Raw genomic sequence first — 25,107 nt, 5'->3', positions numbered from 1 at the left:
ACAGCTATTTGAGCGAATTAATTTTCGCTGGCTACATCCCTTCGATTTTCACGCCATTACCTGTCATCATCTATACAATGACCGCCCTGTTTCGCTTGCATCCCGGGTGAGTTTTGCCACCCTTATAAGATGTTTCAACCAGAAAGAACAATAACATGCTACCAAAAGCCGCCCGCATCCCCCATGCCATGACGCTTCATGGCGACACGCGCATCGATAATTACTACTGGCTGCGGGACGACACACGCTCGCAGCCGGAAGTGCTGGATTACCTGCAACAAGAAAATAGCTACGGTCATCAGGTCATGGCGTCGCAACAAGCTTTGCAGGATCGGATATTAAAAGAAATCATTGACCGCATACCGCAAAGAGAAGTCTCTGCACCTTATGTCAAAAATGGCTATCGCTACCGGCAAATTTATGAACCTGGTTGTGAATATGCAATCTACCAGCGTCAGTCGGCGTTCAGTGAAGAGTGGGACGAATGGGAGACTCTGCTCGATGCGAACAAACGGGCGGCGCACAGTGAATTTTATTCAATGGGCGGAATGGCGATTACGCCCGATAACACGATTATGGCACTTGCAGAAGATTTTCTTTCCCGACGCCAGTACGGTATCCGTTTTCGCAATCTGGAAACGGGCAACTGGTATCCTGAACTGCTGGATAACGTGGAACCCAGCTTTGTCTGGGCGAATGACTCCTGGACTTTTTATTATGTTCGCAAGCATCCGGTGACGTTGTTGCCGTATCAGGTCTGGCGGCATGCCATTGGCACTTCAGCATCTGAAGACAAACTGATTTACGAAGAAATAGACGATACGTTTTACGTCAGCCTGCATAAAACGACATCGAAACACTATGTGGTTATTCATCTTGCCAGTGCCACTACCAGTGAAGTTCGTTTGCTGGATGCAGAGCTGGCCGATGCCGAGCCGTTTGTCTTTTTACCGCGTCGCAAAGATCACGAATACAGTCTTGATCACTACCAGCATCGGTTTTATCTGCGCTCCAACCGCAACGGCAAAAATTTTGGCTTATACCGTACCCGTATGCGTGATGAGCAACAGTGGGAAGAGTTAATCCCCCCGCGCGATAACATCATGCTCGAAGGCTTTACGCTGTTTACTGACTGGTTGGTGGTTGAAGAGCGTCAGCGTGGATTAACCAGTCTGCGGCAAATCAACCGCAAAACGCGGGAGGTTATCGGCATTGCCTTTGATGATCCTGCTTACGTTACCTGGATTGCCTATAACCCGGAACCTGAAACTTCACGATTGCGTTATGGCTATTCCTCCATGACTACGCCAGATACTTTGTTTGAGCTGGATATGGATACTGGCGAGCGTCGGGTACTAAAACAAACGGAAGTCCCTGGTTTCGATGCGGCGAATTATCGCAGCGAACATTTGTGGATCACCGCCCGTGATGGCGTCGAAGTGCCTGTTTCGCTGGTCTATCATCGCAAGCATTTCCAGAAAGGCCACAATCCGCTGCTGGTATACGGATATGGTTCTTACGGCGCAAGCATTGATGCTGATTTCAGTTCTAGCCGCCTGAGTTTGTTGGATCGTGGTTTTGTCTATGCCATTGTCCATGTTCGTGGCGGCGGCGAGCTGGGGCAGCAATGGTACGAAGATGGTAAATTCCTGAAAAAGAAAAATACCTTTAATGACTATCTCGATGCTTGCGACGCATTGTTAAAACTGGGCTACGGCTCACCTTCACTCTGTTATGCGATGGGCGGGAGTGCGGGGGGCATGTTGATGGGCGTTGCGATTAATCAACGCCCTGAATTATTCCATGGCGTTATCGCCCAGGTACCGTTTGTTGATGTTGTAACAACGATGCTTGATGAGTCGATTCCTCTTACGACCGGCGAATTTGAAGAGTGGGGAAATCCGCAGGATCCGCAATATTATGAGTATATGAAAAGCTACAGCCCGTATGACAATGTCACGGCTCAGGCTTATCCGCATCTGCTGGTAACGACCGGATTACACGATTCACAGGTGCAATACTGGGAACCGGCAAAATGGGTGGCTAAGCTGCGCGAGCTTAAAACTGATAACCATCTTTTATTGCTTTGTACCGACATGGATTCAGGACATGGCGGTAAATCCGGACGTTTTAAATCCTACGAAGGTGTGGCGATGGAATATGCTTTTCTGATAGCCCTGGCGCAGGGGACATTACCAGGCCAATCAGCGGGTTAAACACTCTCCAGATAATGCTTCAAGGTTAAACGTAACTCCGGGCTCATACTGTCAAGGTTGTTAAACAACCAGCGCAGGTAGCCCGGATCGCGCTTTGCAACGTCTGATACGGCTTTACCGCGATACTTGCCAAACGTGAACGTCGTCAACAACGACGGTCGCCCGGTGATATCCGCCATCTGCTCCGCCGTCCAGCCTGATGTGTTCATAATATCGATAAGCAGGGCTGCGGTAATATAGCAATCATACAGCGCGCGGTGGTGATGCAGACCCGATGGTGTCTGGACATTCAGCTTGCGCGATTTATACAGTGCCATATTGCTGTACTTGATTCCTGGCCACAAACGACGAGCCAGTTTCATGGTGCAAATCCACTCACCGGGCATTTCTGGCAATACCCGGCGGTCAAAACTGGCATTGTGGGCGACATACCATTCGCTACCGTAATAGTGCGGGATAACTTCTTCAATCCACGGTTTGTCGGCAACCATGGACTCTGTGATACGGTGAATCGCCATGGCTTGTGGACTGATGGGACGGTCGGGACGCACCAGGTGGCTCATAGGGTTGACGATTTTCCCGTTAACAACATCAACAGAGGCAATTTCAACGATCCCTCCCTGCAAACCGCAGGTTTCTGTATCGATAATGCGCAACATGGTCATGCTCCAGGAAGAAAACGCCTAGCGTAATGGAATGATATCGCCTTGCCAACCCTGCGAAGAGCGCTGGCCAACCAACAAAAGCGAACCGCGATCGGCGCGGACAATAAGGCGGCCATGTTCATCCCACAACGCGCTGTTCCCGCGGGCGTTCGCCATTAGTACGGCGATGGAGTATTGATGTGAGAAAAACTCTAAGCGTCGGGTCGATGCCAACAGGTCAGGTTCACCGATGCATTGCCCGGTTGTAAAGAGTGAACAAGTCGGGTCCATATCAATACCTTCCGGTTGTCCATCCACTACAGTGATGGTTTTAGAAAGTTGACCCAGGCATGCACCATGACTTTGATGATAAATTCCTGGCGTTTTCATCCAGGGGGCGAATACTGCAATACCGCGAATAAAACGCTCATTATATTCAACGGGAAGGCCAGCAATAATGGTCATTCGCGAGGTTGTTGCTGCATAACAAAGCGGGTCTAAAAGCGAGAGATCGGGCGGAGACGGAAGCGCTCGTCGTTTGTAATCACATCCCAGTAGAGAAAGTGAAGGAAAAACTAAAAGTTCGCACTGGTGTCTGGCGGCAGCCCTCACGAACTCCAGATGATGGGCTACCTGTTCAGTGAGTGAAGCATTACGAGGCTCATATTGTGCTGCTGCAACTTTCCAGTACGACATGATGACTTCCTTTTCATAGTGTCTGCGAATAGTGGTGTGTATGAGAAAATACTTATAATTTAGCAGGCACCATGTAAGAAAGTGTAACTTAATATAAGGTTTATTTAAGTTTGGGCTCGTAAGGTAAACGTGACAGATTTACAGAGGCGAGACGGTGGGCGATAAGGCGCTCACGAAACCAGCCACGCAAGTGTTCCGGTTGTTCACGTTCAACCGCTTCAGCAATAACCGGCATATTGTACCGTTCTTTAAATGCCACTCCGGCAGCGGCCAGATCGACATTTACTTTATCCATTTCAGTTTGATCCAGTTTGGCCAGATTCTTCAGCATACGGTGTCTCCTCGTTAATTGCGGGCAAAAGTTACTAAGAGTCAGCCGGGATGGCAAGCCTGAATTGATGATCCTCGACTCTCTCATTAGACAAGGTTATGCTCTGTAAAAAACTCATTACAAAAAGGAATAGATAATATGGTTTCAACTGCGCGTTCTCTTCGTTATACGCTGGCAATCATTGCCGGTTCGCTGGCGGCCCCTTCCGTCTGGGCTCATGCGCACCTGACTCACCAGTATCCTGCGGCGAATGCGGCGGTCACCGCTGCCCCACAGGCCGTTACTTTAAATTTCTCTGAAGATATTGAACCTGGATTCAGTGGGGCCAAAATCATCGGCCCGAAGAATGAAAATGTTAAAACATTACCCGCGAAGCGTAATGAACAAGACAAAAAGCAATTGATCGTTCCGCTTGCCGACGCCCTGAATCCCGGAAGTTATACCGTTGACTGGCATGTTGTTTCGGTGGACGGACATAAAACCAAAGGGCAGTACACCTTTACGGTGAAATAAAGCATGCTAGCGCTTACCTGGGTCACACTGCGATTTATCCATTTTATCTCTCTGATGCTGGTTTTTGGCTTCGCGATGTACGGGGCATGGTTGGCACCAGTGACGATTCGTCGATTATTGACGAAGCGTTTTTTGCGTTTACAACAGCACGCAGCCGCATGGAGTTTGATTAGTGCCGTCGCGATGTTCACCGTTCAGGGTGGGTTGATGGGTGCGGGATGGCCAGATGTAGTTTCGCTGAGCATCTGGCAGTCGGTGTTACAAACGCACTTCGGAGGCGTCTGGATCTGGCAAATCGTTCTCGCTCTCGTTACGTTGACCGTCGTTCTGATGCAACCACGGAATATGATGCGGTTACTTTTTATGCTGACTACCGCGCAATTTATCCTGATGGCGGGTATGGGACACGCGACATTAAATGAAGGATTAACCGCAAAAATTCATCAGACCAATCATGCCGTACATCTTATCTGTGCTGCAGCATGGTTTGGAGGACTACTGCCGGTTGTCTGGTGTATGCGGCTGGTGAAAGGGCGCTGGAGACGCCCGGCCATTCATGCGTTGATGCGTTTTTCCTGGTGCGGACATTTTGCTGTCATTGGCGTGCTAGTGAGTGGTGTGCTCAATGCATTACTCATCACGGGATTTCCCCCCACGCTTGCCTCTTACTGGGGCCAGCTCTTATTGCTCAAAGTCATACTGGTTATGATTATGGTGGTTATCGCGCTGGCAAATCGTTATGTTCTGGTCCCGAGAATGCGGCATGATGAAGTCCGGGCTGTTCCCTGGTTTGTATGGATGACTCAACTCGAATGGGCGATAGGCGCGGTGGTACTGGTGATTATCAGCCTGCTAGCGACTCTGGAACCGTTTTGATGGATTACGATAAATGATGAAAAAAAGTATATTGGCGTTTTTGTTGCTCACCAGTTCCACTGCGGCGCTGGCGGCTCCTCAGGTGATTACCGTCAGCCGTTTTGAAATTGGCAAAGACAAATGGGCGTTTAATCGCGAAGAAGTGATGTTGACATGCCGACCGGGTAATGCGCTGTATGTCATTAACCCCAGCACCCTGGTGCAATACCCTTTGAACGATGTTGCGCAAAAAGAAGTTTCCAGTGGGAAGACTAAGGCCCAGCCTATTTCGGTGATCCAGATTGAAGATCCCAACAAACCCGGTGAAAAAATGAGCCTGATGCCATTTATAGAACGAGCTGAAAAACTCTGCTAGTTACCTGAGTTAGCTTTTTGATTTGCCCAAAAAAACGCCCAGGATCTTTTATCAGATCGGGCGTTTTTTTTACTTTTAAAACGATGATAAAGACGCTTTTTTCTGACCACTTTTCGTGTGGACTGGAAAACCTGGCGTCGTCATCTATTCTTAAAGGGCAAGGCAACTAAGCCTGCATTAATGCCAACTTTTAGCGCACGGCTCTCTCCCAAGAGCCATTTCCCTGGACCGAATACAGGAATCGTATTCGGTCTCTTTTTATCTATTAAGCCAGCGGATGAATACATCACTGTTTTCCCTGTGCTGACTTCACAATCAACCATAACACACACTCTACTGCTTCAGTCCAGCCTTTTTTAACATTTATGTTAAAATAATGTGACCTTCTGCGCGGGAGTAAAAAATTGATGAAAGAGGCAGGCCGCACCTATCAGAAAATTGATGGCAGCCATTGGCGACATATCTGGTTGGTGGGGGATATTCATGGCTGCCTTGGGCTACTGCGTATCAAATTATGGCACTGCCGTTTTGACCCGTGGCAAGACTTATTGATCTCGGTAGGTGATGTTATTGATCGTGGTCCGGAGAGTTTGCGTTGTCTTCAACTACTGGAGCAACGCTGGGTCAGAGCGGTAAGAGGCAATCATGAGCAGATGGCGATAGATGCGCTGGCCGCGCAGCAGATGGCTTTATGGTATATGAACGGTGGCGACTGGTTTGCTGCGCTGGCAGATAAGCAACAGAAGCAAGCAGAAAGGGCGCTCAGCAAATGCCAGCATTTGCCTTTTATTCTTGAATTAAACAGTCGCACTGGCAAACACGTTATTGCCCATGCTGATTATCCTGACGATGTTTATCAATGGCAAAAGGATGTCGATTTGCACCAGGTATTGTGGAGTCGTTCGCGATTACGTGAAGGCCAAAAAGGGCAGGGAATTATCGGTGCTGACCATTTCTGGTTTGGTCATACGCCGTTACCTCATCGCGTGGATATTGGAAACTTGCATTATATAGACACCGGCGCCGTCTTCGGAGGGACACTCACAGTGGAACAACTCCAGTAATTAAAAGTCACTGTACTCTTGCGCGGGCCGCCAGAACCCATCAATAAAATCCTCAACAGGAAAGCAGCCGCCGTGGCGGATCCGTTGATCGTCCATTGAGTAGACGCACTGTTGTTCCGTGTCGTAAACATCAACAACAATATCTTCACAGCCAGCGTCCAGATAGCAAACAAAAAGTACCAGCGCGAACATTTCATCCTCGAAGTGTGGTGCCGTACCGTTAAGTTTAGGAGAGGATTTTACTTCGGGGAAATAACCAGAATAAATAACCCGCCATGCCGACGGGTTCTTTTTGGATCATGCAAGACGCATAATCCAGGCATCAGACTTTTGATCGTAGCGGGTACGGTACAGGACAGAGTGTTCGCCGTTTAGTAGAGCTGGAATGCTGGTTTCGGCGTCCCAGGCATCCAGTTGCATACATAAATCGGGGTCAGATTTACAAGGAATTGTTAATGTTCGATCACCTGGCGATTCGCCGTGTAACTCGCCGTCATCGATTTCAAAAGCGCCTATGCGCACACTGGTTTTCATCTTCGTGCTCTCCATTTATCTGCCGGTTGTGGTACGACCAGTCCGATCGCACCATTTTTCAGCGTAGTTGAGGCGGGCGAATGTGCCAGTCAAAAAGTGCGCTTTTTTTGTGCGCTATCAGGCGTTACCGGTAAAAAGTTTCCCATCGCGCACCAGTTCACGCGGGTAACTGTTTTTCAGTCGCGAGCCAATACGTTTGGCTAAACCTATTGGCTGATGCTGGAAGGTTACCAGCACATCATCCGTAGTTGGCACGGTTTGCGGGTAAACATCGCGCCCGCGATACCACTCTTCCGCTTCCTGAGGCGTCAGTTCGAAAGCGTTCGTATGGTTGGGGGAGGCCAGGGCAATAACCGCTTCATGTTGCCAGCGATAACCTTTGTTGTGCGTTTCGGCCAGCTTAATTCCCAGACGGGAAAATCGGACTTTACCGATCAGGGCTTCAATGCCTGCCGGGAACAGCCAGAGTTCTTTATCGCGCTGCCAGAGGCGCAGATTTTCATCCCAATGTAAGCCAACGGCAGTCGCCGCCTGGCGAATTTGTGCGGCTTCGCGATCTTTGATTGGGCTAAACGGGAAATTACCCACTTTGTATTTCGGTGCGGGTAAGGCGGGAATCGACTGTGTTTTGCGTAGCCGGGCAACGAAGAAGCCTTCGCAGTCGTAAATTTGTGGAAAAACGTGCAAAAAGCCTTCTTCGGTGAGCGCCTTGTCCGCGCCAGGAAAGAGATCGCCAAGCGGTAAAAACTCTACTGCGTCGGGGTAAGTCTCTTTCAGCCACAGGCAAACGGCTTCGTTTTCTTCCCGGTTTAAGGTACAGGTCGAGTAAACCAGCGTACCGCCAGGGCGTAATGCATGAAAGGCACTGTCGATCAGTTCCCGTTGGGTGGCAGCAATTTCCTGATTGCTTTCTGGTGACCAGTTTTTCAGTGCGTCGGGATCTTTACGCACCACGCCTTCGCCAGAACAGGGGGCGTCCAGTAAAATGGCATCGAACATTTCTGGTAACGCCGCACCAAAGACGCGGCCATCAAAATGAGTCAGAGACACGTTACGGATACCGCAGCGACTGATATTGGCATGTAACACTTTTACCCGGCTGGCGGAAAACTCATTGGCAAGAATCGCCCCTTCGTTATTCATGCGAGCGGCAATTTGTGTGGTTTTTGAACCAGGCGCGGCGGCGACATCCATCACCCGCTGTGGGGCATTACCGTCGGCAAACAAGGCGGCAACGGGCAACATTGAGCTGGCTTCCTGAATATAAAACAGGCCGCTTAAATGCTCGGCGGTACTGCCCAACGGCAATGCCTCTTCATCGTCGCGTTCAATCCAGAAACCTTCTTCACACCACGGAATAGGTGTAAGCGTCCAGCCGTAAGGGGCGGTTAATTGCAGGAAATCAGCAACGGAGATTTTCAGGGTATTTACGCGAATGCTGCGGCGCAACGGGCGCTGACAAGCGGCGAGAAAATCATCAAAAGAGAGCGTCGAAGGCATGGCTTCGCGCATTTGTGTCAGAAAGGCGTCCGGGAAATAAACGGTGTGTTGGGCCACGAGCATGTACCACAGGCAAAAAAACAGGCGCGCAGTTTAGCATAAACGCTCCGGCGCAGGCACGCCGGAGCAGTGGGCATTATTTGGGAAGCGCAGTTCCCCATTCACGCCACTCTTTCGGTTCACTTTCCTGCAACAGGAAGTGCTTGCCTTCCTGGGCTTTCGGCGCCAGCGGCGTACCCGGAGGCGTGGCGAAGGCGATGCCGCCACGGATAAACTGGTTAAAGGTACCGGTTTTCACCACGCCGCCCGTCAGACCGAAGTCCAGGCTGTAGCCCGAAGCCAGCCAGAAGACGGAATTGTTACGCACCAGGTGCTGGTAACGTTTACTGATGCGCATCGCAATCATCACGCGATCTGACAATGTACCCAGCGTCATTCCGGTGACTGTACCTACTTCCAGACCACGGAACAGTACTGGCGTACCAACACCTAACGAACCTGCTTCTGGCGCTTCAACAATAATGCTTAAGCCATCAAGGTAACGCGAGTCAGTAATGGTGGCTTCTTGCAATTCAAAGTCACGGCGAGGATTACCCCGACCAGGTTCGACGTTGATATACGGCTGGAGGATCGTATCAAGATGCTCAACGCCTGCCGCTGAAATTTGCGGTGTGACCACTGAGAAGCGTGTACCACCGCGCGCAAAGGTCTGGACATATTCCGGATAGAGCACCGCCTTTGCCTGTACTTCATTGCGCGCGGTGATCAGATCCAGAGTCTGGATTTGCCCGATATCAATACCGAGATAGCGAATTGGCATACCGACCGCCAGTTTTCCGGCATCGAAAGCGTGGAGCGTAATCTGCCCGCCAACCGCACGAGCTGCTGTTTCGGAAGCATACAGAATCCGCTTATCGCCTTTACGTTGGCTGGCGCTGGCACCGCTGAGATTATCGAAGCTGATGGCTCCCTTTAACGCCCGCGAAAGCGGTGACGCCTGAACGGTCAGGCCGCTGCCGTTAAGTTGAACTTTCGCGCCACCTTCAGCCCAGAACACGCTGTTGCTGGTCAGCAGGTTGCGATATTCCGGTTTAATATGCAAATCGATATCGAACGCATTGGCCCGTGGACGTACGGTAATCACTTCACCGACCTCAAATTTACGGTACAGCACTACCGACCCTGCCTGCACATCCGGCAGTGTCTCCGCACTTAAACTCACGGTAGTGGTAGGTAAATCACTAAGACTATTTTCGAGGGCTTTTTCCAGATTGGCATACAGTGGGTAACTGGCTTTCATCTCACCTTTGTCGCCAGGCAGAATACGGATCCCGCCGTTGAGCCATTCTGAGGCGCTGGCACCGAGAAACTCGACACCATCCAGACCCACTTTTACGTCGACACGACTATTAACGACAAATTTGCTGTCGCCTTTTACCAGTTCGCGATGCTGGGGTTCGATAGCGATGGTAAATGTCACGCCTTTGCTGGTGAGTTTACGGTCGATAACCTGACCTACCTGTACGCCGTGAAGAATGAGCGGCTGACCGGCATCAATTCCATAGCTTTCTGGTGCAGTCAGGGTAAGCGTCAGAACATCGGGTTCATGCAGTAAAGCTTTCTCGCCAGGCACAACGACAAACTCTTTGCGTGGCTCGCCATCACCCGGTACCAGTTCGAACGTTTTGCCGGTCAACAAGGCGCTGAGATTGGCGTCGTTGAGAGATAACTTCGGGTTACGTAATTCGATGCGGGTGTTTTCACGAAGCAGGGTGACGACGCTGGGATCAACGGTCATTTCCCCGGTGACTTTGCCACCTGGGTTTAAATTCAGTTTGGTCAGTTGCCCGACTTCCAGCCCCTGGTACATGAGCGGCGTTGAATCGGCGTTTAATCCGGCCCCACCTGGTAGATCCAGCTTTATGATCACCCCGCGCTGGCTGTGGGCGAGATCCTCATACAGACCAAAGGTATCTTCCGGATCGGCAGGTTTCGACTCTTCTGGTGAATCGAAGGCAATCGCACCGTTAACCAGCGCAGCCAGACTTTCCAGTTTCACCTTCGCGCCACTGATACTGACATTGGCATCAACACCAGAAACGTTCCAGAAGCGGCTGCCTTTTTTCACCAAATCGGTGAAACGCCGCTCAATAAGGACATCAATCACCACGCCTTGCTTATTGGGATTGATCGCATAGTCATAGACGCGTCCCACCGGAATTTTGCGGAAATAGACCAGCGAACCGCTGTTCAATGAACCGAGATCGGGGGATTGCAGGTGGATCATCAGATCACCATTATCCAGCCGATACTTTGGCTGGGTATCGAGCGCCACAAAGTGATCCTGCTCTTTACCTTTACCCGGCATCATGCCGATATAGTTACCGCCGACCAGCGCATCCAGCCCGGAAACACCTGCCAGTGAGGCTTTCGGCGTCACCAGCCAGAACTGTGTCTCTTCGCGCAGGGCATCTTTCATATCGGACTTGATGCTGACCTTCACTTCAATCTTACGTAGATCGTCGCTGAGGCTGACATCCTGCACCGTGCCGACCTCAACGCCCTGGTAACGAACCGGCGTGCGACCTGGAACAATGCCATCTGCCGACATAAAGTCGATGGTGACGGTATTGCCTCTATCCTGATAACTACCCCAAATCAGCCAACCGGCAATCATTAGCGCGATGAACGGCAACAGCCAGAAAGGTGAGATACGGCGTTTAGTTTTAATTTGCGCTTCAGTCGTCGAAGCGGGCGTTTCCTGACTCATGTGCATCCCAAAGTAAGCGGCTGTCCAGCCATTCCACAGCAAGAATAGTCAAAATAACCGCTGCGCCGAAATAAAACGCAGCGGGTCCCATAGTAAAAGCGAGGATCTGATCGCGATTAATCAGCGACATGGTTAATGAAATGACAAACAGATCGAGCATCGACCAGCGGCCAATCCAGGTCACCATCCGCAATAGCAAAATCCGCGTGCGTAAGCCTTGCTGGCATTTAAAATGAATGCTTACCAGTAAAGTAAACATGACGATCACTTTGGTGAACGGCACCAGGATACTGGCGATAAAAACAATGCCGGCAACTGCAATATTGCTGTTCGCCAGCGACATAATTCCGGAAAGAATAGTATCTTCTTGTCGTCCACCGTTCAGGTAGATGATCGAAATAGGCAGCAGGTTGGCAGGTAACAATAAGACAATTGAAGCCAAAAGCGCCGCCCAGCATTTTTGAATACTATGATGGCGACGCAAGCGAAGTGGGATATGGCAACGGGGACAACGACCGCGCGGATCGGGATAGCCGGTAAAGTGACAACCCAGGCAAACGCGTAATTTCTCGTCCCTACGCGTGGCAGGGCGCTGCGGATAAAATCGCTCCCACAGTTGTTCAACATTAAGATGTGACAACGTCACCGTTGTTAAAATCACCAGCGCGAAAAAAGAGAATAGGCCGACGCCCGCCTGGATATGGGCGTAATCCTGTACCTTTATAGAAGCAACGCCAATGCCGACCAGATAGATATCCAGCATTACCCACTCTTTTAGTCGCTCCAGCATCAGCAACACCGGGCGTAAATTCATTCCCAGCCGATTGCCAAACCACAAATAAGCAATAGAGGTCACCAGTATGAGAGGTGCACCTATAACGCAGAAGAACACCATTGCGCCGGTTATCGCATCGCCCTGTTTGGTCATCTGCCAGATACCTTGCATTACATTGGCGTCGATACGGATACCTAACAGCCAGATATGTAATAGAGGTTCGCCCCAGGCAAACGGCATAAGCAACAACATAGTAAAAGCCATAGCTGCCAGCCTTGTGAGCGACCAGTCGCGGCCATCGCGAATTTTCGCCTGACAGCGCGGGCAATAGGCACTTTGGTGAGAATTTATCTCGGGCAGGCTAAACAGCATGTCACATTGCGGGCAACGTTGATAATCACCACGCGGTAGTTGCTCGCCAATTGCGCTCACTGTTATCTTTTTTGTCGGCGTAATTTGTGGGGTGTTAAGAGCCATGACATGCCAAATGTAATAAGAATTAACATTTATCTTAACCCATGATGGGAATGATCTTGAGCATTAACGCATTTAATGCTTATTTTAATAGGTTGGCAGTTCCAGGTAAGACAACTAAGTGATTATATAATGAACAAAACAGAATTTTACGCGGACTTAAACCGCGACTTTAATGCGTTGATGGCGGGAGAAACCAGCTTTCTGGCAACGCTGGCGAATACCAGTGCTTTGTTATACGAGCGTCTGACGGACGTAAACTGGGCTGGGTTTTATTTACTTGAGGACGATACGCTGGTTCTCGGGCCGTTTCAGGGCAAAATTGCCTGCGTACGGATCCCGGTAGGGCGTGGCGTGTGTGGCACTGCAGTTGCCCGCAATGAAGTACAGCGAATCGAGGATGTTCACGCCTTTGATGGGCATATCGCCTGTGATGCGGCGAGTAATTCTGAAATCGTTCTACCGTTGGTGGTGAAAAATCAGATTATTGGCGTTCTCGATATCGACAGTACTGTCTTCGGTCGCTTTTCAGACGAGGACGAGCAAGGCTTACGTCAGCTTGTGGCACAGCTTGAAAAGGTGCTTGCAACGACGGATTACAAAAAATTCTTTGCGAGCGTCGCAGGATAATCAACGGATAACGTAGCATTTACTGATGACGTCATTATAATGACGCCTGTTCATGCCTGCGCTTGTTGGCTACGTCCGTTGTAATCAGGAAATTTCATGGAAAATCAACCTAAGTTGAATAGCAGTAAAGAAGTAATCGCGTTTCTGGCCGAACGTTTTCCCCACTGTTTCAGTGCGGAAGGTGAAGCGCGTCCGCTGAAAATCGGTATTTTTCAGGATTTGGTCGATCGCGTTGCTGGGGAAATGAACCTTAGCAAAACGCAACTGCGATCCGCTTTACGTCTCTACACTTCGAGCTGGCGCTATCTGTATGGCGTTAAACCAGGCGCGACGCGTGTCGATCTCGATGGCAACCCATGCGGTGAGCTGGACGAGCAGCATGTAGAACATGCTCGCAAGCAGCTTGAAGAAGCGAAAGCGCGCGTCCAGGCGCAGCGTGCCGAACAGCAGGCGATAAAACGCGAAGCTGCCGCAGCTGCAGGTGAGAAAGAAGATGCACCACGCCGCGAACGCAAGCCACGTCCTGCCGCGCAACGCCGTAAAGAAGGCGCCGAGCGCAAACCTCGCGCGCAGAAACCGGCTGAGAAAGCGCCAAAAACAGTAAAAGCACCTCGCGAAGAACAGCACACCCCAGTTTCTGACATTTCAGCTCTGACTGTCGGACAAGCCCTGAAGGTGAAGGCTGGTCAAAATGCGATGGATGCCACCGTATTAGAAATCACCAAAGACGGCGTCCGCGTCCAGCTGAATTCGGGTATGTCTTTGATTGTGCGCGCAGAACACCTGGTGTTCTGAAACGGAGGCCGGGCCAGGCATGAACATGTTTTTTAGGCTTACCGCGTTAGCTGGCCTGCTTGCAATAGCAGGCCAGACCTTCGCAGTAGAAGATATTACGCGTGCTGATCAGATTCCGGTATTAAAGGAAGAGACGCAGCATGCGACGGTGAGTGAGCGCGTAACGTCGCGCTTTACCCGCTCCCATTATCGCCAGTTCGACCTCGATCAGGCATTCTCGGCCAAAATCTTTGACCGCTACCTGAACCTGCTTGATTACAGCCACAATGTGCTGCTGGCAAGCGATGTTGAACAGTTCGCGAAAAAGAAAAATGAGCTGGGCGATGAACTGCGCTCCGGTAAACTTGACGTTTTCTACGATCTTTACAATCTGGCGCAAAAACGCCGTTTTGAACGTTACCAGTACGCTTTATCGGTACTGGAAAAACCGATGGATTTTACCGGCAACGACACTTATAACCTGGACCGCAGCAAAGCGCCCTGGCCGAAAAACGAGGCCGAGTTGAACGCGCTGTGGGACAGCAAAGTCAAATTCGACGAGTTAAGTCTGAAGCTGACAGGAAAAACGGATAAAGAAATTCGTGAAACCCTGACTCGTCGCTACAAATTTGCCATTCGCCGTCTGGCGCAAACTAACAGCGAAGATGTGTTCTCGCTGGCAATGACGGCGTTTGCGCGCGAAATTGATCCGCATACCAACTACCTTTCCCCGCGTAATACCGAACAGTTCAATACTGAAATGAGCTTGTCGTTGGAAGGTATTGGTGCGGTGCTGCAAATGGATGATGACTACACCGTTATCAATTCGATGGTGGCAGGTGGTCCGGCAGCGAAGAGTAAAGCTATCAGCGTTGGAGACAAAATTGTCGGTGTTGGTCAAACAGGCAAGCCGATGGTTGACGTGATTGGCTGGCGTCTTGATGATGTCGTTGCCTTAATCAAAGGGCCGAAAGGCAGTAAAGTTCGTTTAGAAATTTTACCTGCCGGTAAAGGGACTAAAACCCGTACGGTAACACTGACGCGTGAACGCATTCGTCTGGAAGACCGCGCAGTTAAAATGTCCGTGAAGACCGTCGGCAAAGAAAAAGTGGGCGTACTGGATATTCCCGGTTTCTATGTTGGCTTGACAGACGATGTCAAAGTTCAGTTGCAGAAGCTGGAAAAACAGAATGTCAGCAGCGTCGTCATCGACCTGCGTAGCAATGGCGGCGGGGCGCTGACCGAGGCAGTATCGCTCTCTGGTTTGTTCATTCCTTCCGGTCCAATTGTTCAGGTCCGTGATAACAATGGTAAAGTCCGCGAGGACAGTGATACCGACGGCCAGGTGTTCTATAAAGGCCCACTGGTGGTATTGGTTGACCGATTCAGCGCTTCGGCTTCAGAAATCTTTGCCGCCGCGATGCAGGATTACGGTCGCGCGCTGGTTGTGGGTGAACCAACATTCGGCAAAGGCACCGTCCAGCAGTATCGTTCTCTGAATCGTATCTACGATCAGATGTTACGTCCTGAATGGCCGGCGCTGGGGTCAGTGCAGTATACAATCCAGAAATTCTATCGCGTTAACGGCGGCAGTACCCAACGTAAGGGCGTCACGCCGGATATCATCATGCCGACGGGCAATGAAGAGACGGAAACGGGAGAGAAATTCGAAGATAACGCGCTGCCGTGGGATAGCATTGATGCTGCAACCTATGTGAAATCAGGCGATTTATCGGCGTTTGAGCCGGAATTGCTGAAGGAACATAATGCGCGCATCGCGAAGGATCCTGAATTCCAGAACATCATGAAGGATATTGCTCGTTTCAATGCCATGAAGGACAAACGCAATATTGTTTCTCTGAATTACGCTGTGCGTGAGAAAGAGAACAATGAAGATGATGCGATGCGTCTGGCGCGCTTGAACGATCGCTTTAAACGCGAAGGCAAACCGGAGTTGAAGAAACTGGATGATTTGCCAAAAGATTACAAGGAGCCAGATCCGTATCTGGACGAGACAGTGAATATCGCACTCGATCTGGCGAAGCTGGAAAAATCCAGACCAGCGGAACAGCCCGCTCCCGTCAAGTAACATCTATCAGGCACAAGAAATTGTGCCTGATTTTTTAACAGTGGCAAGATGCCGTAAATCAGATGCTACAAAATGTAAAGTTGTGTCTTTCTGGTGACTTACGCTCTATCCAGACTTGAAAATAGTCGCGTAACCCATACGATGTGGGTATCGCATATTGCGTTTTGTTAAACTGAGGTAAAAAGAAAATTATGATGCGAATCGCGCTCTTCCTGCTAACGAACCTGGCCGTCATGGTCGTTTTCGGGCTGGTACTGAGCCTGACAGGGATACAGTCGAGCAGCGTTCAGGGGCTGATGATTATGGCCTTGCTGTTCGGTTTTGGTGGTTCCTTCGTTTCGCTTCTGATGTCCAAATGGATGGCATTACGATCTGTTGGCGGGGAAGTGATCGAGCAACCGCGTAACGAAAGGGAACGTTGGCTGGTCAATACTGTAGCAAACCAGGCCCGTCAGGCGGGGATTGCTATGCCGCAAGTAGCTATCTACCATGCGCCGGATATCAACGCCTTTGCGACAGGTGCTCGTCGTGATGCCTCTCTGGTTGCTGTCAGCACTGGTTTGCTGCAGAACATGAGCCCGGATGAAGCCGAGGCGGTAATTGCCCACGAAATTAGCCACATTGCGAATGGTGACATGGTTACCATGACGCTGATTCAGGGCGTGGTAAACACCTTCGTTATCTTTATTTCACGTATTCTGGCGCAGCTTGCCGCGGGCTTTATGGGCGGTAACCGTGATGAAGGTGAAGAGAGCAACGGCAACCCGCTGATCTACTTTGCGGTTGCGACGGTGCTGGAGCTGGTATTTGGTATTCTGGCGAGCATTATCACCATGTGGTTCTCGCGTCACCGTGAATTCCATGCCGATGCAGGTTCAGCCAAACTGGTTGGTCGTGAGAAAATGATTGCTGCGCTGCAGCGTCTGAAAACCAGCTATGAGCCGCAGGAAGCAACCAGCATGATGGCTTTTTGTATCAATGGTAAGTCCAAATCGCTGAGTGAGCTGTTCATGACTCACCCGCCGCTGGATAAACGTATTGAAGCCCTGCGTACCGGTGAATACCTGAAGTAATTTGCAGTAAATTATAAAAAAGCGCGTCCTGGTTGACGCGCTTTTTTTTAGCCTTGTGCGCGCGGTTGGGTAATGCGTAAACCACTGACACAGGCGGCGATCACTGCCAGAATAGCCGCAGCCGTCAGCGAGACGTGCGTACCATTATCACCAAACTGATTCAACATCAGCGCCACCAGAGCTGCACCGCTACTCTGACCAAGCAGACGCGCTGTACCCAACATTCCACTGGCACCACCGCTACGCTCACGCGGGGCGGAGGTAATAATGGTGTGATTATTGGGGGACTGGAATAACCCAAAGCCTGCACCGCATAAGATCATCGGCCAGATGATATTGATATCGGCAGGTGAAGCTGGCAACAGGACCAGTGAAAAAAGTCCCGCCGCCATGATGAACAGCCCTAAAGCACCAAGCAATCCTGCATGGACGCGCTCTATCAAATAACCTGCCAGCGGAGCCATGACCATCGTTGCCAACGGCCACGGGGTCAGGAGCAAACCTGTCTCAACTTCACTACGCCCAAGTACGGTTTGCAGATAAAAAGGCAGGGAAACCATCGCCAGCATTTGCGCACAGAAAGAACAAATGGAGGTACAAATTGATAGTGTAAACAGCGGAATACGCAGTAAATCCACCGGTAGCAGTGGAACAGGAAGGGAAAGCTGGCGGCGAATAAAGAAAATACCAACAATAATCATTACCGCCAGTTCAGCACCGATCAGCGTCAGTGATTGCCCCTGAGCAAAACCACTCAACGCGGTAATAAGCAGGCCAAATGTCAGCGCATTCATCACGGCGCTGGGCAGGTCAAACCGCGGCTTACTGGCACGAGAACCATTTGGCGGCAGAAAACGCATTGCCAGGAGTAGGGCGATAATACCCAACGGTACGTTAATTAAAAATAACCACTTCCAGGACGCAATTGAAAGGATTGCGGCGGCGATCGTCGGCCCGGCAGCGGAGGAGACGGCGACGATAAAAGAGTTAATTCCCATCCCTCGCCCCAGAAAACGTTGTGGGTAGATTAAGCGGATGAGTGCAGTATTGACGCTCATTAACGCCGCGCCGCCAAAACCTTGTATTACACGCGCCAGGGTTAGCATTTGCAGTGAATCAGAAAGAGCGCAGAACAACGATGAGAGCAGAAAAACCACCAGACCGAATTTATAAATTCGTCGATAGCCAAACATATCGCCCAAAAAAGAGAACGAGAGTAAGGAGATAACAATCGCGATTTGGTAGGCATTCACCACCCAGATGGAACTGGCTGGTGTGGCGTGGAGATCGGTTGCAATGGTTGGCAAGGCGACATTAGCGATAGCGCCGTCGAGAACCGCCATCGAAATACCAATAATAATGGTTAAAATTGCGCCGTACCGCTGAGGCAACGGCAGGCCATCGGCCTGAACTTTTGGCATAGGAATTTTATATCTTTTGGTAATAATCAACAGGGGTATGATTTTAGCACTGATATTCACGGCGAATGTCGCAGAATTGTAACTAACCGGCAAAAGATGGATTGCGACCACCCTGGCGCGAAATTATAATAAAAAACAGTTCTGATTTTTATAAAACACTCGCAATGAGGTGATAAATGGCTAACGCAGATCTGGATAAACAACCTGATTCTGTATCTTCCGTACTGAAGGTTTTTGGCATTCTGCAGGCGCTGGGCGAAGAGCGCGAAATAGGGATAACCGAGCTGTCACAGCGTGTCATGATGTCAAAAAGCACCGTTTATCGCTTTTTACAGACCATGAAAACCCTGGGCTATGTCGCACAGGAAGGAGAGTCGGAGAAATACTCTCTGACCCTGAAATTATTTGAGCTGGGCGCTCGTGCGTTACAAAACGTCGATCTTATTCGCAGTGCAGATATCCAGATGCGTGAGATCTCCCGTTTGACCAAAGAAACCATTCATCTTGGCGCACTGGATGAAGACAGTATCGTTTACATCCACAAAATTGACTCTATGTACAATTTGCGCATGTATTCACGGATTGGGCGTCGTAATCCGCTGTACAGCACCGCGATTGGTAAGGTACTGCTGGCATGGCGCGATCGCGATGAAGTGAAGCAAATTCTTGAGGGCGTGGAATATAAACGCAGCACCGATCGGACCATCACCAGCACAGAGGCGTTATTACCCGTGTTAGATCAGGTCCGTGAGCAGGGATACGGCGAAGATAACGAAGAACAGGAAGAAGGGCTGCGTTGCATCGCCGTTCCGGTGTTTGACCGCTTTGGTGTCGTGATTGCCGGCTTGAGTATTTCCTTCCCGACGCTGCGTTTTTCTGAAGAACGTTTGCAGGAGTATGTGGCTATGTTGCATACGGCAGCGCGCAAAATATCCGCACAAATGGGGTATCACGACTATCCATTCTGATTAAAATAAGAACCTGTCTGCATAAGATTCAGACAGGTTCTTCATTCAGCGTGGATTAAATAATGTTAATAGTGATATCGTTCGAGCAGAAGATGAAAATACTTTATATCCATTAGTTTTGATGTGGATATTTGTACCGTTATCTATCAATCATTATCGACGACGATATTGCTTTTACGTAGCAGCGGGCAATCTGTAATCCCCAAAAATCCACTTTTAGTATGTAGATATTGCACCGTGCTTGTGCTTCGGGCGGTGAGATATGTGCATTGCAGCCCTAATCCGGCAGCATTTTCCTTGCTTCCAATCAGAACGCCATATCCGCTGAGTAATAATCCTGTCCATACCAGTGCTATCAAGATAATTGTGCGAATGATGAATCGCATTACGACCTCTTCTCTTTTTGTTTGCTTAATCGTAGCGGCAATATGGACTGAAGCAAGCGTATCATTCCGAAAAAGCACGAATATCGACATGGTTAGACGTTGTTTAACTAACGCATGATAGTTTAAAGGCAGAAGATAGGTTAAACGGAGATTGGAGTGAAAAAGTTTCGATGGGTCGTTCTGGTTGCCGCTATGCTGGCTTTCTTGCTGTTATGGATGCAGGTATTCAACATAATGTGCGATCAGGATGTGCAATTTTTCAGCGGAATTTGTGCCATCAATCAGTTCATCCCATGGTGATATCATTTTTTCATCAGTAGATTTCCTTCCTGCGTAGCAGTGGTAAAATGGCGCCTCTACTTAGAGGTGGTTAAATGAACGAAGTTGTAAATTCAGGCGTGATGAACATTGCGTCTTTGGTCGTATCGGTAGTAGTTCTTATTATTGGGCTCATCTTGTGGTTTTTCATCAACCGTGCCAGTTCCCGGACTAACGAACAGATTGAACTGCTTGAGGCATTGCTGGATCAGCAAAAACGGCAGAATGTACTGTTACGCCGCTTGTGCGAAGCTAACGAACCTGAAAAAGCCAATGAAAAGGTTACTGAGAACCAAAAAACGAGTGAAGATGAAGATATTATTCGTCTGGTAGCAGAACGGTAATCCTTCCTGCAATTTGAGTAACCCTGTGTTGATGGGTTACTCATCTCATCATTCTTACATGCACTATAATGATGCAATTGATTAAAATTAATCCTTTATTGGATTTTGATTATTTTCTCTGTTATTTATTCATTTATTTTGATATCAGAAAAAGTTATTTTTTGTACTTGCTGATTGGGATGTTTGCATCGGAATATTGATTAATTACATCATTGTTTATAAGCGAAACGTTTCTCTTCTCATTTTTTTATCATTCATCATTTTTTCTTATTTTACATTATTAACATGCTTTGAATATGGCATCGGCATTGCATCTGTGTATGTTGTTAACTGACTGTTTTATGAGATAAAGTTATATAACACTTTATCATTACATAGTATAAAAAGTGATATCACACACATTGTGTAATTAAATTGTATTTCTTAACTGGAAGATTAGAACTTATTGAACTATGTTAGAAACCATATCAGTTCAGGCATCTGTTTGTACTGGTATGCTTAAGTGTCTCGATATATCGACACGCATTCCGTTGCATAAATGTGCAAAAAAAGTGGAAGGCGCATCGAGATTTGTGCAGCTGATCGAGACATGTTTAAAAATGGCTTGCCATAATTAACGTTGTATGTGATAACAGCTTTGGGTTAAACGAGGTACAGTTCTGTTTATGTGTGGCATTTTCAGTAAAGAAGTCCTGAGTAAACACGTTGTCGTTGAATACCGCTTCTCTGCCGAATCTTATATTAGTGCCTCAAGCAGTAATGTGTCAGTTTTATCTCTGTAATGCCTGCGGGCGAAGAAAACAATCTAAGGAATTTTTCAAATGGCAAAGATTAAAGGTCAGGTTAAGTGGTTCAACGAGTCTAAAGGTTTTGGCTTCATTACTCCGGCTGATGGTAGCAAAGATGTGTTCGTACACTTCTCCGCTATCCAGGGTAATGGCTTCAAAACTCTGGCCGAAGGCCAGAACGTTGAGTTCGAAATTCAGGACGGCCAGAAAGGTCCGGCAGCTGTTAACGTAACCGCTATCTGATCGAATTCACTGATCTGAAGTGTTAACGCACTTCAATCTCGCTATAAAGCCTCGTCGAAAACCGAGGCTTTTTACTTTGTTTAATGCTCGCTTACGACCTTCGAATATTTGCCCGTAGCGCGATTCGCGTTACACTTGCGGCATTTAGTGTCCCGCCGGAGTTTTCATGTCGTTTTCCTGTCCACTTTGCCACCAGCCTCTATCTCTTGAAAAAAATAGCTATATCTGTCCGCAGCGGCATCAATTTGATATGGCGAAAGAGGGATATATCAATCTGCTGCCCGTTCAATATAAGCGATCCCGCGATCCGGGAGACAGCGCGGAAATGATGCAGGCGCGACGTGCGTTTTTAGATGCCGGTCATTACCAGCCGCTTCGTGATGCGATAGTCGCTCAATTGCGTGGATGTCTTAATGAGCACGCAACAGCGGTACTGGATATTGGCTGTGGGGAAGGGTATTACACTCATGCTTTTGCCGATGCCTTGCCAGTAGTGACAACCTTTGGTCTTGATGTCTCTAAGGTCGCAATTAAAGCTGCGGCGAAACGCTATAAGCAGGTTACCTTTTGTGTCGCTTCCAGCCACCGTCTGCCTTTTGCCGATGCCAGTATGGATGCCATTATTCGCATCTACGCGCCATGCAAAGCAGAAGAGTTAGCGCGTGTCGTCAAACCGGGAGGGTGGGTAATTACCGTTACTCCAGGGCCACGACATTTAATGGAGTTGAAAGGGCTGATTTACGACGAAGTACTTCTGCATGCCCCCCATACTGAACAACTGGAAGGTTTTGCATTACAGCAGAGCGATGAACTGCGGTATCCGATGCGTCTTCGCGGCGATGAAGCTGTTGCATTGTTGCAGATGACGCCGTTTGCCTGGCGTGCGAAGCCTGATGTCTGGCAAACGTTGGCGGCAAAAGAAGTATTCGACTGCCAGACGGATTTTAATATTCACCTCTGGCAGCGAACAAATTAACCGTGGTAGTGCGTCCAGAGGATCTGGACGCCGATGCCGATCAGTACCAGCCCGCCGAGAATTTCCGCTTTTTTCCCAATAATTGAGCCGATAAAGCGACCAACCATCATCCCTAATGTCGACATAATCAAGGTTGCACAACCAATGGCCAATGCGGTCGCGATAATGTTGACCTGCAGGAAGGCAAGACCAACACCCACAGCCATGGCATCCAGGCTGGTGGCAATCGCGGTGGTTACCAGTAGCCAGAAACCGTGTCGACGGCGCGGTTCTTCATCTTCATCATCTGCGCCACGAAAACCCTCAATAATCATTCGACCGCCGAGGAATATCAGCAGCACAAACGCAATCCAGTGGTTCCATTCGAGGACAAAGCGGCTGGCTAACATGCCCATACCCCAGCCGATCAGCGGCGTCAGGGTTTCGACGGCACCAAAAATAAGGCCGGTTCGCAACGCTTCAGAAAATTTCGGTTTATGGAGGGTGGCGCCTTTACCGATTGATGCAGCAAATGCATCCATCGACATACCAAACGCAAGAAGAACAGTAGCAGTGATATTCATGACAACGTCCTGACCGGGGTATCCATAAAACACATCTTCGCCCCCCGCAAACATGCACACATGAACGACAAGACGCGCCCATGCAGGCATAGCGATTGATGTGCATATGGTCTCGCCTGACTGAAAATGTTCAGTCCGTACGTGCCACGTTTTGCAACGAGTATGTTGACACGTACATTTCCGGAGTCTGGAAATCGGCTACTCCCCAAATGAGGGCGCAACCTTAACATATTTTGAGAATATAAAACAACTGTTGGAATATATTATTTCATTACTTCATTGATAACGATTTTCATTTAGATTTATATATAAATGAAACGTTAAAATAAATAACAAATGATCGAAGAAATAATATAGCCTAAGCTATGTCTGGTTATTAAAAATACACTTAACATAGCTTTGGCTAAAGATATAACCTATTGAGTCGAAACAAGAAGTTTATAAATTTTTTCCAGATCGTCGATATTTCGAACGCGGATTAACAACCGACGCTGTTCTAATTGCATAACCAGGACACCATCTTCCGATAAGTTCATCGCTTTGATTCGGCTATATTCAATCCAGACATTGGCGAAGAAAAAACCTTTCTGTTTAAAGATGATCTTCGGAACGCGGATCCAGAATATATAAAAACCCATCAGAGCCAGTGCACTTAATAACCATGTCGTTATTAGCGCGCCATGATTCGTGACGTTGTTATAGATAAGAATGACAATCAATCCGACGAAGATAACGCTATCGATGCGACCACGCCGGAGCAAAGGAATTGCCAGCAGGGTGGGGCCGTTGCGGCGGGGCATGATGAACTGATCGTAGATCGCGAAGGCCAGGAGTGCGGCGATGAAAAGAATCAGTACCAGGTCCGTGATTGTCATTAATCCTCCAGATAAAAAAACGGGGCCAAAAGGCCCCGGTAGTGTACAACAGTCTTACAGTCCCAGCAGGCCGCAAGCGTAACCAGCGATACCAATGACGAAGAAGCCAACGATGATCCACAGCGGGTTCACTTTTTTGCGCAGCAGCCACATACAAGCAAAGGTCAGCAGCAGTGGTACCAGGCCTGGCATTAACTGGTCAAGAATGGTTTGCACTGTGGTGACACGGGTCTGTCCATCCTGCCCGGTAATGGTCGAAACCACCAGCGGGATGTTGACATGCGTCCACTTGTTAACCAATGCCCCCATGACAAACAGGCCGAGAATAGACGCCCCTTCCGTCAGTTTTTGCAGGAAGCCGCCGCCCATATCTTTAACGATATCGATGCCCTTGGAGTAACCATATGCTACGCCGTAGTAACGCGTTGCCAGACGTACCAGGTTAAACAGGATAAAGAACAGCAACGGACCTAACAGGCTGCCGCTCATCGCGATACCGGCGCCCAGCGCTGCGAATACCGGACGTACCGTACCCCAGAAGATTGGGTCGCCTACACCTGCCAGCGGACCCATCAGACCTACTTTGATACCGTTGATTGCGCCATCGTCGATCTCTGCACCGTTAGCACGCTGTTCTTCCAGCGCCAGGGTTACGCCCAGAATTGGCGCCGCCACGAACGGTTGGGTGTTAAAGAATTCGAGGTGACGTTTAATCGCCTGTTTACGGGCATCGTTGTTTTCTGGGTAGAGGCGACGAATCGCCGGCACCATAGAGAAGCAGAAGCCCAGCGCCTGCATACGCTCGAAGTTCCATGAACCCTGGAAGAGGTTAGAACGCAGGAAGACGCCACGAATATCACTCTTAGTGAGTTTTTTCTCAGTGGTAGTTTGAGTTGTATCAACCATTTCGC

At 49.2% G+C, this 25,107-nt stretch carries 28 protein-coding genes; 15 read left to right on the top strand and 13 right to left on the bottom strand.

What is annotated here, in order from left to right; translation table 11 throughout:
• Nucleotides 1-155: 155 nt before the first annotated feature.
• Nucleotides 156-2,216 carry an oligopeptidase B gene (ptrB, locus tag FEM44_RS24130; RefSeq protein WP_135522182.1) on the top strand — a complete coding sequence of 687 codons (2,061 nt, stop codon included), beginning with the start codon at nt 156-158 and terminating at the stop codon, nt 2,214-2,216.
• On the opposite strand, the gene exoX is transcribed toward ptrB, so the two are convergent.
• From exoX to holE, 3 genes are all read right to left on the bottom strand, one after another.
• Nucleotides 2,213-2,875 (bottom strand): exodeoxyribonuclease X, encoded by a 663-nt coding sequence (gene exoX / locus FEM44_RS24125; protein ID WP_130208475.1) that lies wholly within the window; start codon nt 2,873-2,875, stop codon nt 2,213-2,215. The genes ptrB and exoX overlap by 4 nt on opposite strands.
• A gap of 24 nt (nt 2,876-2,899) precedes the next feature.
• The gene (gene yobB / locus FEM44_RS24120) at nt 2,900-3,556 is read right to left on the bottom strand and encodes a carbon-nitrogen hydrolase family protein YobB (protein WP_135522183.1); all 657 of its coding nucleotides are present in this window, start codon (nt 3,554-3,556) and stop codon (nt 2,900-2,902) included.
• A 100-nt stretch (nt 3,557-3,656) separates the two neighbouring features.
• Nucleotides 3,657-3,887, bottom strand: a complete 231-nt coding sequence (holE, locus tag FEM44_RS24115; protein WP_000916758.1) for a DNA polymerase III subunit theta — start codon at nt 3,885-3,887, stop codon at nt 3,657-3,659.
• 138 nt (nt 3,888-4,025) lie between these two features.
• Between holE and yobA the strand changes: the two genes are divergently transcribed.
• From yobA to pphA, 4 genes are all read left to right on the top strand, one after another.
• Entirely contained in the window at nt 4,026-4,400 is a 375-nt protein-coding gene (gene yobA, locus FEM44_RS24110; protein ID WP_135522184.1) for a CopC domain-containing protein YobA, read from the top strand.
• 3 nt (nt 4,401-4,403) lie between these two features.
• Nucleotides 4,404-5,276: a copper homeostasis membrane protein CopD gene (gene copD / locus FEM44_RS24105; protein ID WP_138159223.1), complete on the top strand. Its 873-nt coding sequence runs from the start codon at nt 4,404-4,406 to the stop codon at nt 5,274-5,276.
• Nucleotides 5,277-5,289: 13 nt separating this feature from the next.
• Nucleotides 5,290-5,631 carry a YebY family protein gene (locus FEM44_RS24100; RefSeq protein ID WP_130208467.1) on the top strand — a complete coding sequence of 114 codons (342 nt, stop codon included), beginning with the start codon at nt 5,290-5,292 and terminating at the stop codon, nt 5,629-5,631.
• A 407-nt stretch (nt 5,632-6,038) separates the two neighbouring features.
• Complete coding sequence (gene pphA, locus FEM44_RS24090) at nt 6,039-6,695, top strand: protein-serine/threonine phosphatase (RefSeq protein ID WP_135522185.1); 657 nt, start codon at nt 6,039-6,041, stop codon at nt 6,693-6,695.
• Here the strand turns inward: pphA and FEM44_RS24085 are convergent, their stop codons facing one another.
• The 5 genes from FEM44_RS24085 to yebS all read right to left on the bottom strand — a co-directional run bounded on the left by FEM44_RS24085 (nt 6,696) and on the right by yebS (nt 12,751).
• Nucleotides 6,696-6,887, bottom strand: a complete 192-nt coding sequence (locus tag FEM44_RS24085) for a YebW family protein (protein ID WP_135522186.1) — start codon at nt 6,885-6,887, stop codon at nt 6,696-6,698.
• Between the two features lie 105 nt (nt 6,888-6,992).
• Complete coding sequence (locus tag FEM44_RS24080; protein ID WP_002431586.1) at nt 6,993-7,229, bottom strand: YebV family protein; 237 nt, start codon at nt 7,227-7,229, stop codon at nt 6,993-6,995.
• Nucleotides 7,230-7,346: 117 nt separating this feature from the next.
• Complete coding sequence (gene rsmF, locus FEM44_RS24075; RefSeq protein WP_135522187.1) at nt 7,347-8,786, bottom strand: 16S rRNA (cytosine(1407)-C(5))-methyltransferase RsmF; 1,440 nt, start codon at nt 8,784-8,786, stop codon at nt 7,347-7,349.
• A gap of 79 nt (nt 8,787-8,865) precedes the next feature.
• The gene (gene yebT / locus FEM44_RS24070; RefSeq protein ID WP_135522188.1) at nt 8,866-11,499 is read right to left on the bottom strand and encodes a lipid-binding membrane homeostasis protein YebT; all 2,634 of its coding nucleotides are present in this window, start codon (nt 11,497-11,499) and stop codon (nt 8,866-8,868) included.
• Nucleotides 11,468-12,751: a membrane integrity lipid transport subunit YebS gene (yebS, locus tag FEM44_RS24065; RefSeq protein WP_135522189.1), complete on the bottom strand. Its 1,284-nt coding sequence runs from the start codon at nt 12,749-12,751 to the stop codon at nt 11,468-11,470. Before yebS ends, yebT begins: the two co-directional genes overlap by 32 nt.
• 129 nt (nt 12,752-12,880) lie before the next feature.
• On the opposite strand from yebS, the gene msrC reads away from it, so the two are divergent.
• The 4 genes from msrC to htpX all read left to right on the top strand — a co-directional run bounded on the left by msrC (nt 12,881) and on the right by htpX (nt 17,314).
• Nucleotides 12,881-13,378, top strand: a complete 498-nt coding sequence (gene msrC / locus FEM44_RS24060) for an L-methionine (R)-S-oxide reductase (RefSeq protein WP_135522190.1) — start codon at nt 12,881-12,883, stop codon at nt 13,376-13,378.
• A gap of 96 nt (nt 13,379-13,474) precedes the next feature.
• Nucleotides 13,475-14,173 (top strand): RNA chaperone ProQ, encoded by a 699-nt coding sequence (gene proQ, locus FEM44_RS24055; protein WP_135522191.1) that lies wholly within the window; start codon nt 13,475-13,477, stop codon nt 14,171-14,173.
• A gap of 19 nt (nt 14,174-14,192) precedes the next feature.
• On the top strand, nt 14,193-16,241 hold the full coding sequence (gene prc, locus FEM44_RS24050; protein ID WP_130208453.1) for a carboxy terminal-processing peptidase: 2,049 nt from the start codon (nt 14,193-14,195) through the stop codon (nt 16,239-16,241).
• 191 nt (nt 16,242-16,432) lie between these two features.
• A complete protein-coding gene (htpX, locus tag FEM44_RS24045; RefSeq protein WP_135522192.1) occupies nt 16,433-17,314 on the top strand; it encodes a protease HtpX in 882 nt (293 codons plus the stop codon).
• A gap of 47 nt (nt 17,315-17,361) precedes the next feature.
• Here htpX and FEM44_RS24040 read toward each other — a convergent pair whose 3' ends face one another.
• Nucleotides 17,362-18,735 (bottom strand): MFS transporter, encoded by a 1,374-nt coding sequence (locus FEM44_RS24040; RefSeq protein WP_130208451.1) that lies wholly within the window; start codon nt 18,733-18,735, stop codon nt 17,362-17,364.
• Between the two features lie 176 nt (nt 18,736-18,911).
• Between FEM44_RS24040 and kdgR the strand changes: the two genes are divergently transcribed.
• On the top strand, nt 18,912-19,703 hold the full coding sequence (gene kdgR / locus FEM44_RS24035) for a DNA-binding transcriptional regulator KdgR (protein WP_096849880.1): 792 nt from the start codon (nt 18,912-18,914) through the stop codon (nt 19,701-19,703).
• 146 nt (nt 19,704-19,849) lie between these two features.
• Here the strand turns inward: kdgR and FEM44_RS24030 are convergent, their stop codons facing one another.
• Nucleotides 19,850-20,089 (bottom strand): YobH family protein, encoded by a 240-nt coding sequence (locus FEM44_RS24030; RefSeq protein WP_130208729.1) that lies wholly within the window; start codon nt 20,087-20,089, stop codon nt 19,850-19,852.
• Nucleotides 20,090-20,245: 156 nt separating this feature from the next.
• On the opposite strand from FEM44_RS24030, the gene mgrB reads away from it, so the two are divergent.
• The 5 genes from mgrB (at nt 20,246) to rlmA (ending at nt 22,758) form a co-directional block, all read left to right on the top strand.
• Complete coding sequence (gene mgrB / locus FEM44_RS24025) at nt 20,246-20,389, top strand: PhoP/PhoQ regulator MgrB (RefSeq protein ID WP_135522285.1); 144 nt, start codon at nt 20,246-20,248, stop codon at nt 20,387-20,389.
• Nucleotides 20,390-20,463: 74 nt separating this feature from the next.
• Nucleotides 20,464-20,751, top strand: coding sequence for a YebO family protein (locus tag FEM44_RS24020; RefSeq protein WP_130257669.1), 288 nt, complete (start codon nt 20,464-20,466; stop codon nt 20,749-20,751).
• A gap of 665 nt (nt 20,752-21,416) precedes the next feature.
• Complete coding sequence (locus FEM44_RS24015; protein WP_135522286.1) at nt 21,417-21,533, top strand: DUF2627 domain-containing protein; 117 nt, start codon at nt 21,417-21,419, stop codon at nt 21,531-21,533.
• A gap of 39 nt (nt 21,534-21,572) precedes the next feature.
• Nucleotides 21,573-21,782 carry a transcription antiterminator/RNA stability regulator CspE gene (cspE, locus tag FEM44_RS24010; RefSeq protein WP_001062678.1) on the top strand — a complete coding sequence of 70 codons (210 nt, stop codon included), beginning with the start codon at nt 21,573-21,575 and terminating at the stop codon, nt 21,780-21,782.
• Nucleotides 21,783-21,948: 166 nt separating this feature from the next.
• Nucleotides 21,949-22,758 carry a 23S rRNA (guanine(745)-N(1))-methyltransferase gene (gene rlmA, locus FEM44_RS24005; protein WP_135522287.1) on the top strand — a complete coding sequence of 270 codons (810 nt, stop codon included), beginning with the start codon at nt 21,949-21,951 and terminating at the stop codon, nt 22,756-22,758.
• Here rlmA and mntP read toward each other — a convergent pair.
• From mntP to manZ, 3 genes are all read right to left on the bottom strand, one after another.
• Complete coding sequence (gene mntP / locus FEM44_RS24000) at nt 22,755-23,321, bottom strand: manganese efflux pump MntP (protein ID WP_001353153.1); 567 nt, start codon at nt 23,319-23,321, stop codon at nt 22,755-22,757. The genes rlmA and mntP overlap by 4 nt on opposite strands.
• Before the next feature lie 416 nt (nt 23,322-23,737).
• A complete protein-coding gene (locus FEM44_RS23995) occupies nt 23,738-24,196 on the bottom strand; it encodes a DUF986 family protein (protein WP_000156255.1) in 459 nt (152 codons plus the stop codon).
• 54 nt (nt 24,197-24,250) lie between these two features.
• Nucleotides 24,251-25,102 carry a PTS mannose transporter subunit IID gene (gene manZ / locus FEM44_RS23990; RefSeq protein ID WP_130218749.1) on the bottom strand — a complete coding sequence of 284 codons (852 nt, stop codon included), beginning with the start codon at nt 25,100-25,102 and terminating at the stop codon, nt 24,251-24,253.
• Nucleotides 25,103-25,107: the final 5 nt, after the last annotated feature.

Origin of the sequence: Escherichia sp. E4742 (assembly GCF_005843885.1) — a bacterium.
Lineage (GTDB): Bacteria > Pseudomonadota > Gammaproteobacteria > Enterobacterales > Enterobacteriaceae > Escherichia.
The sequence above is the reverse complement of the archived record's forward strand: the minus strand, read 5'-3'. Positions and strand labels throughout refer to the sequence as shown.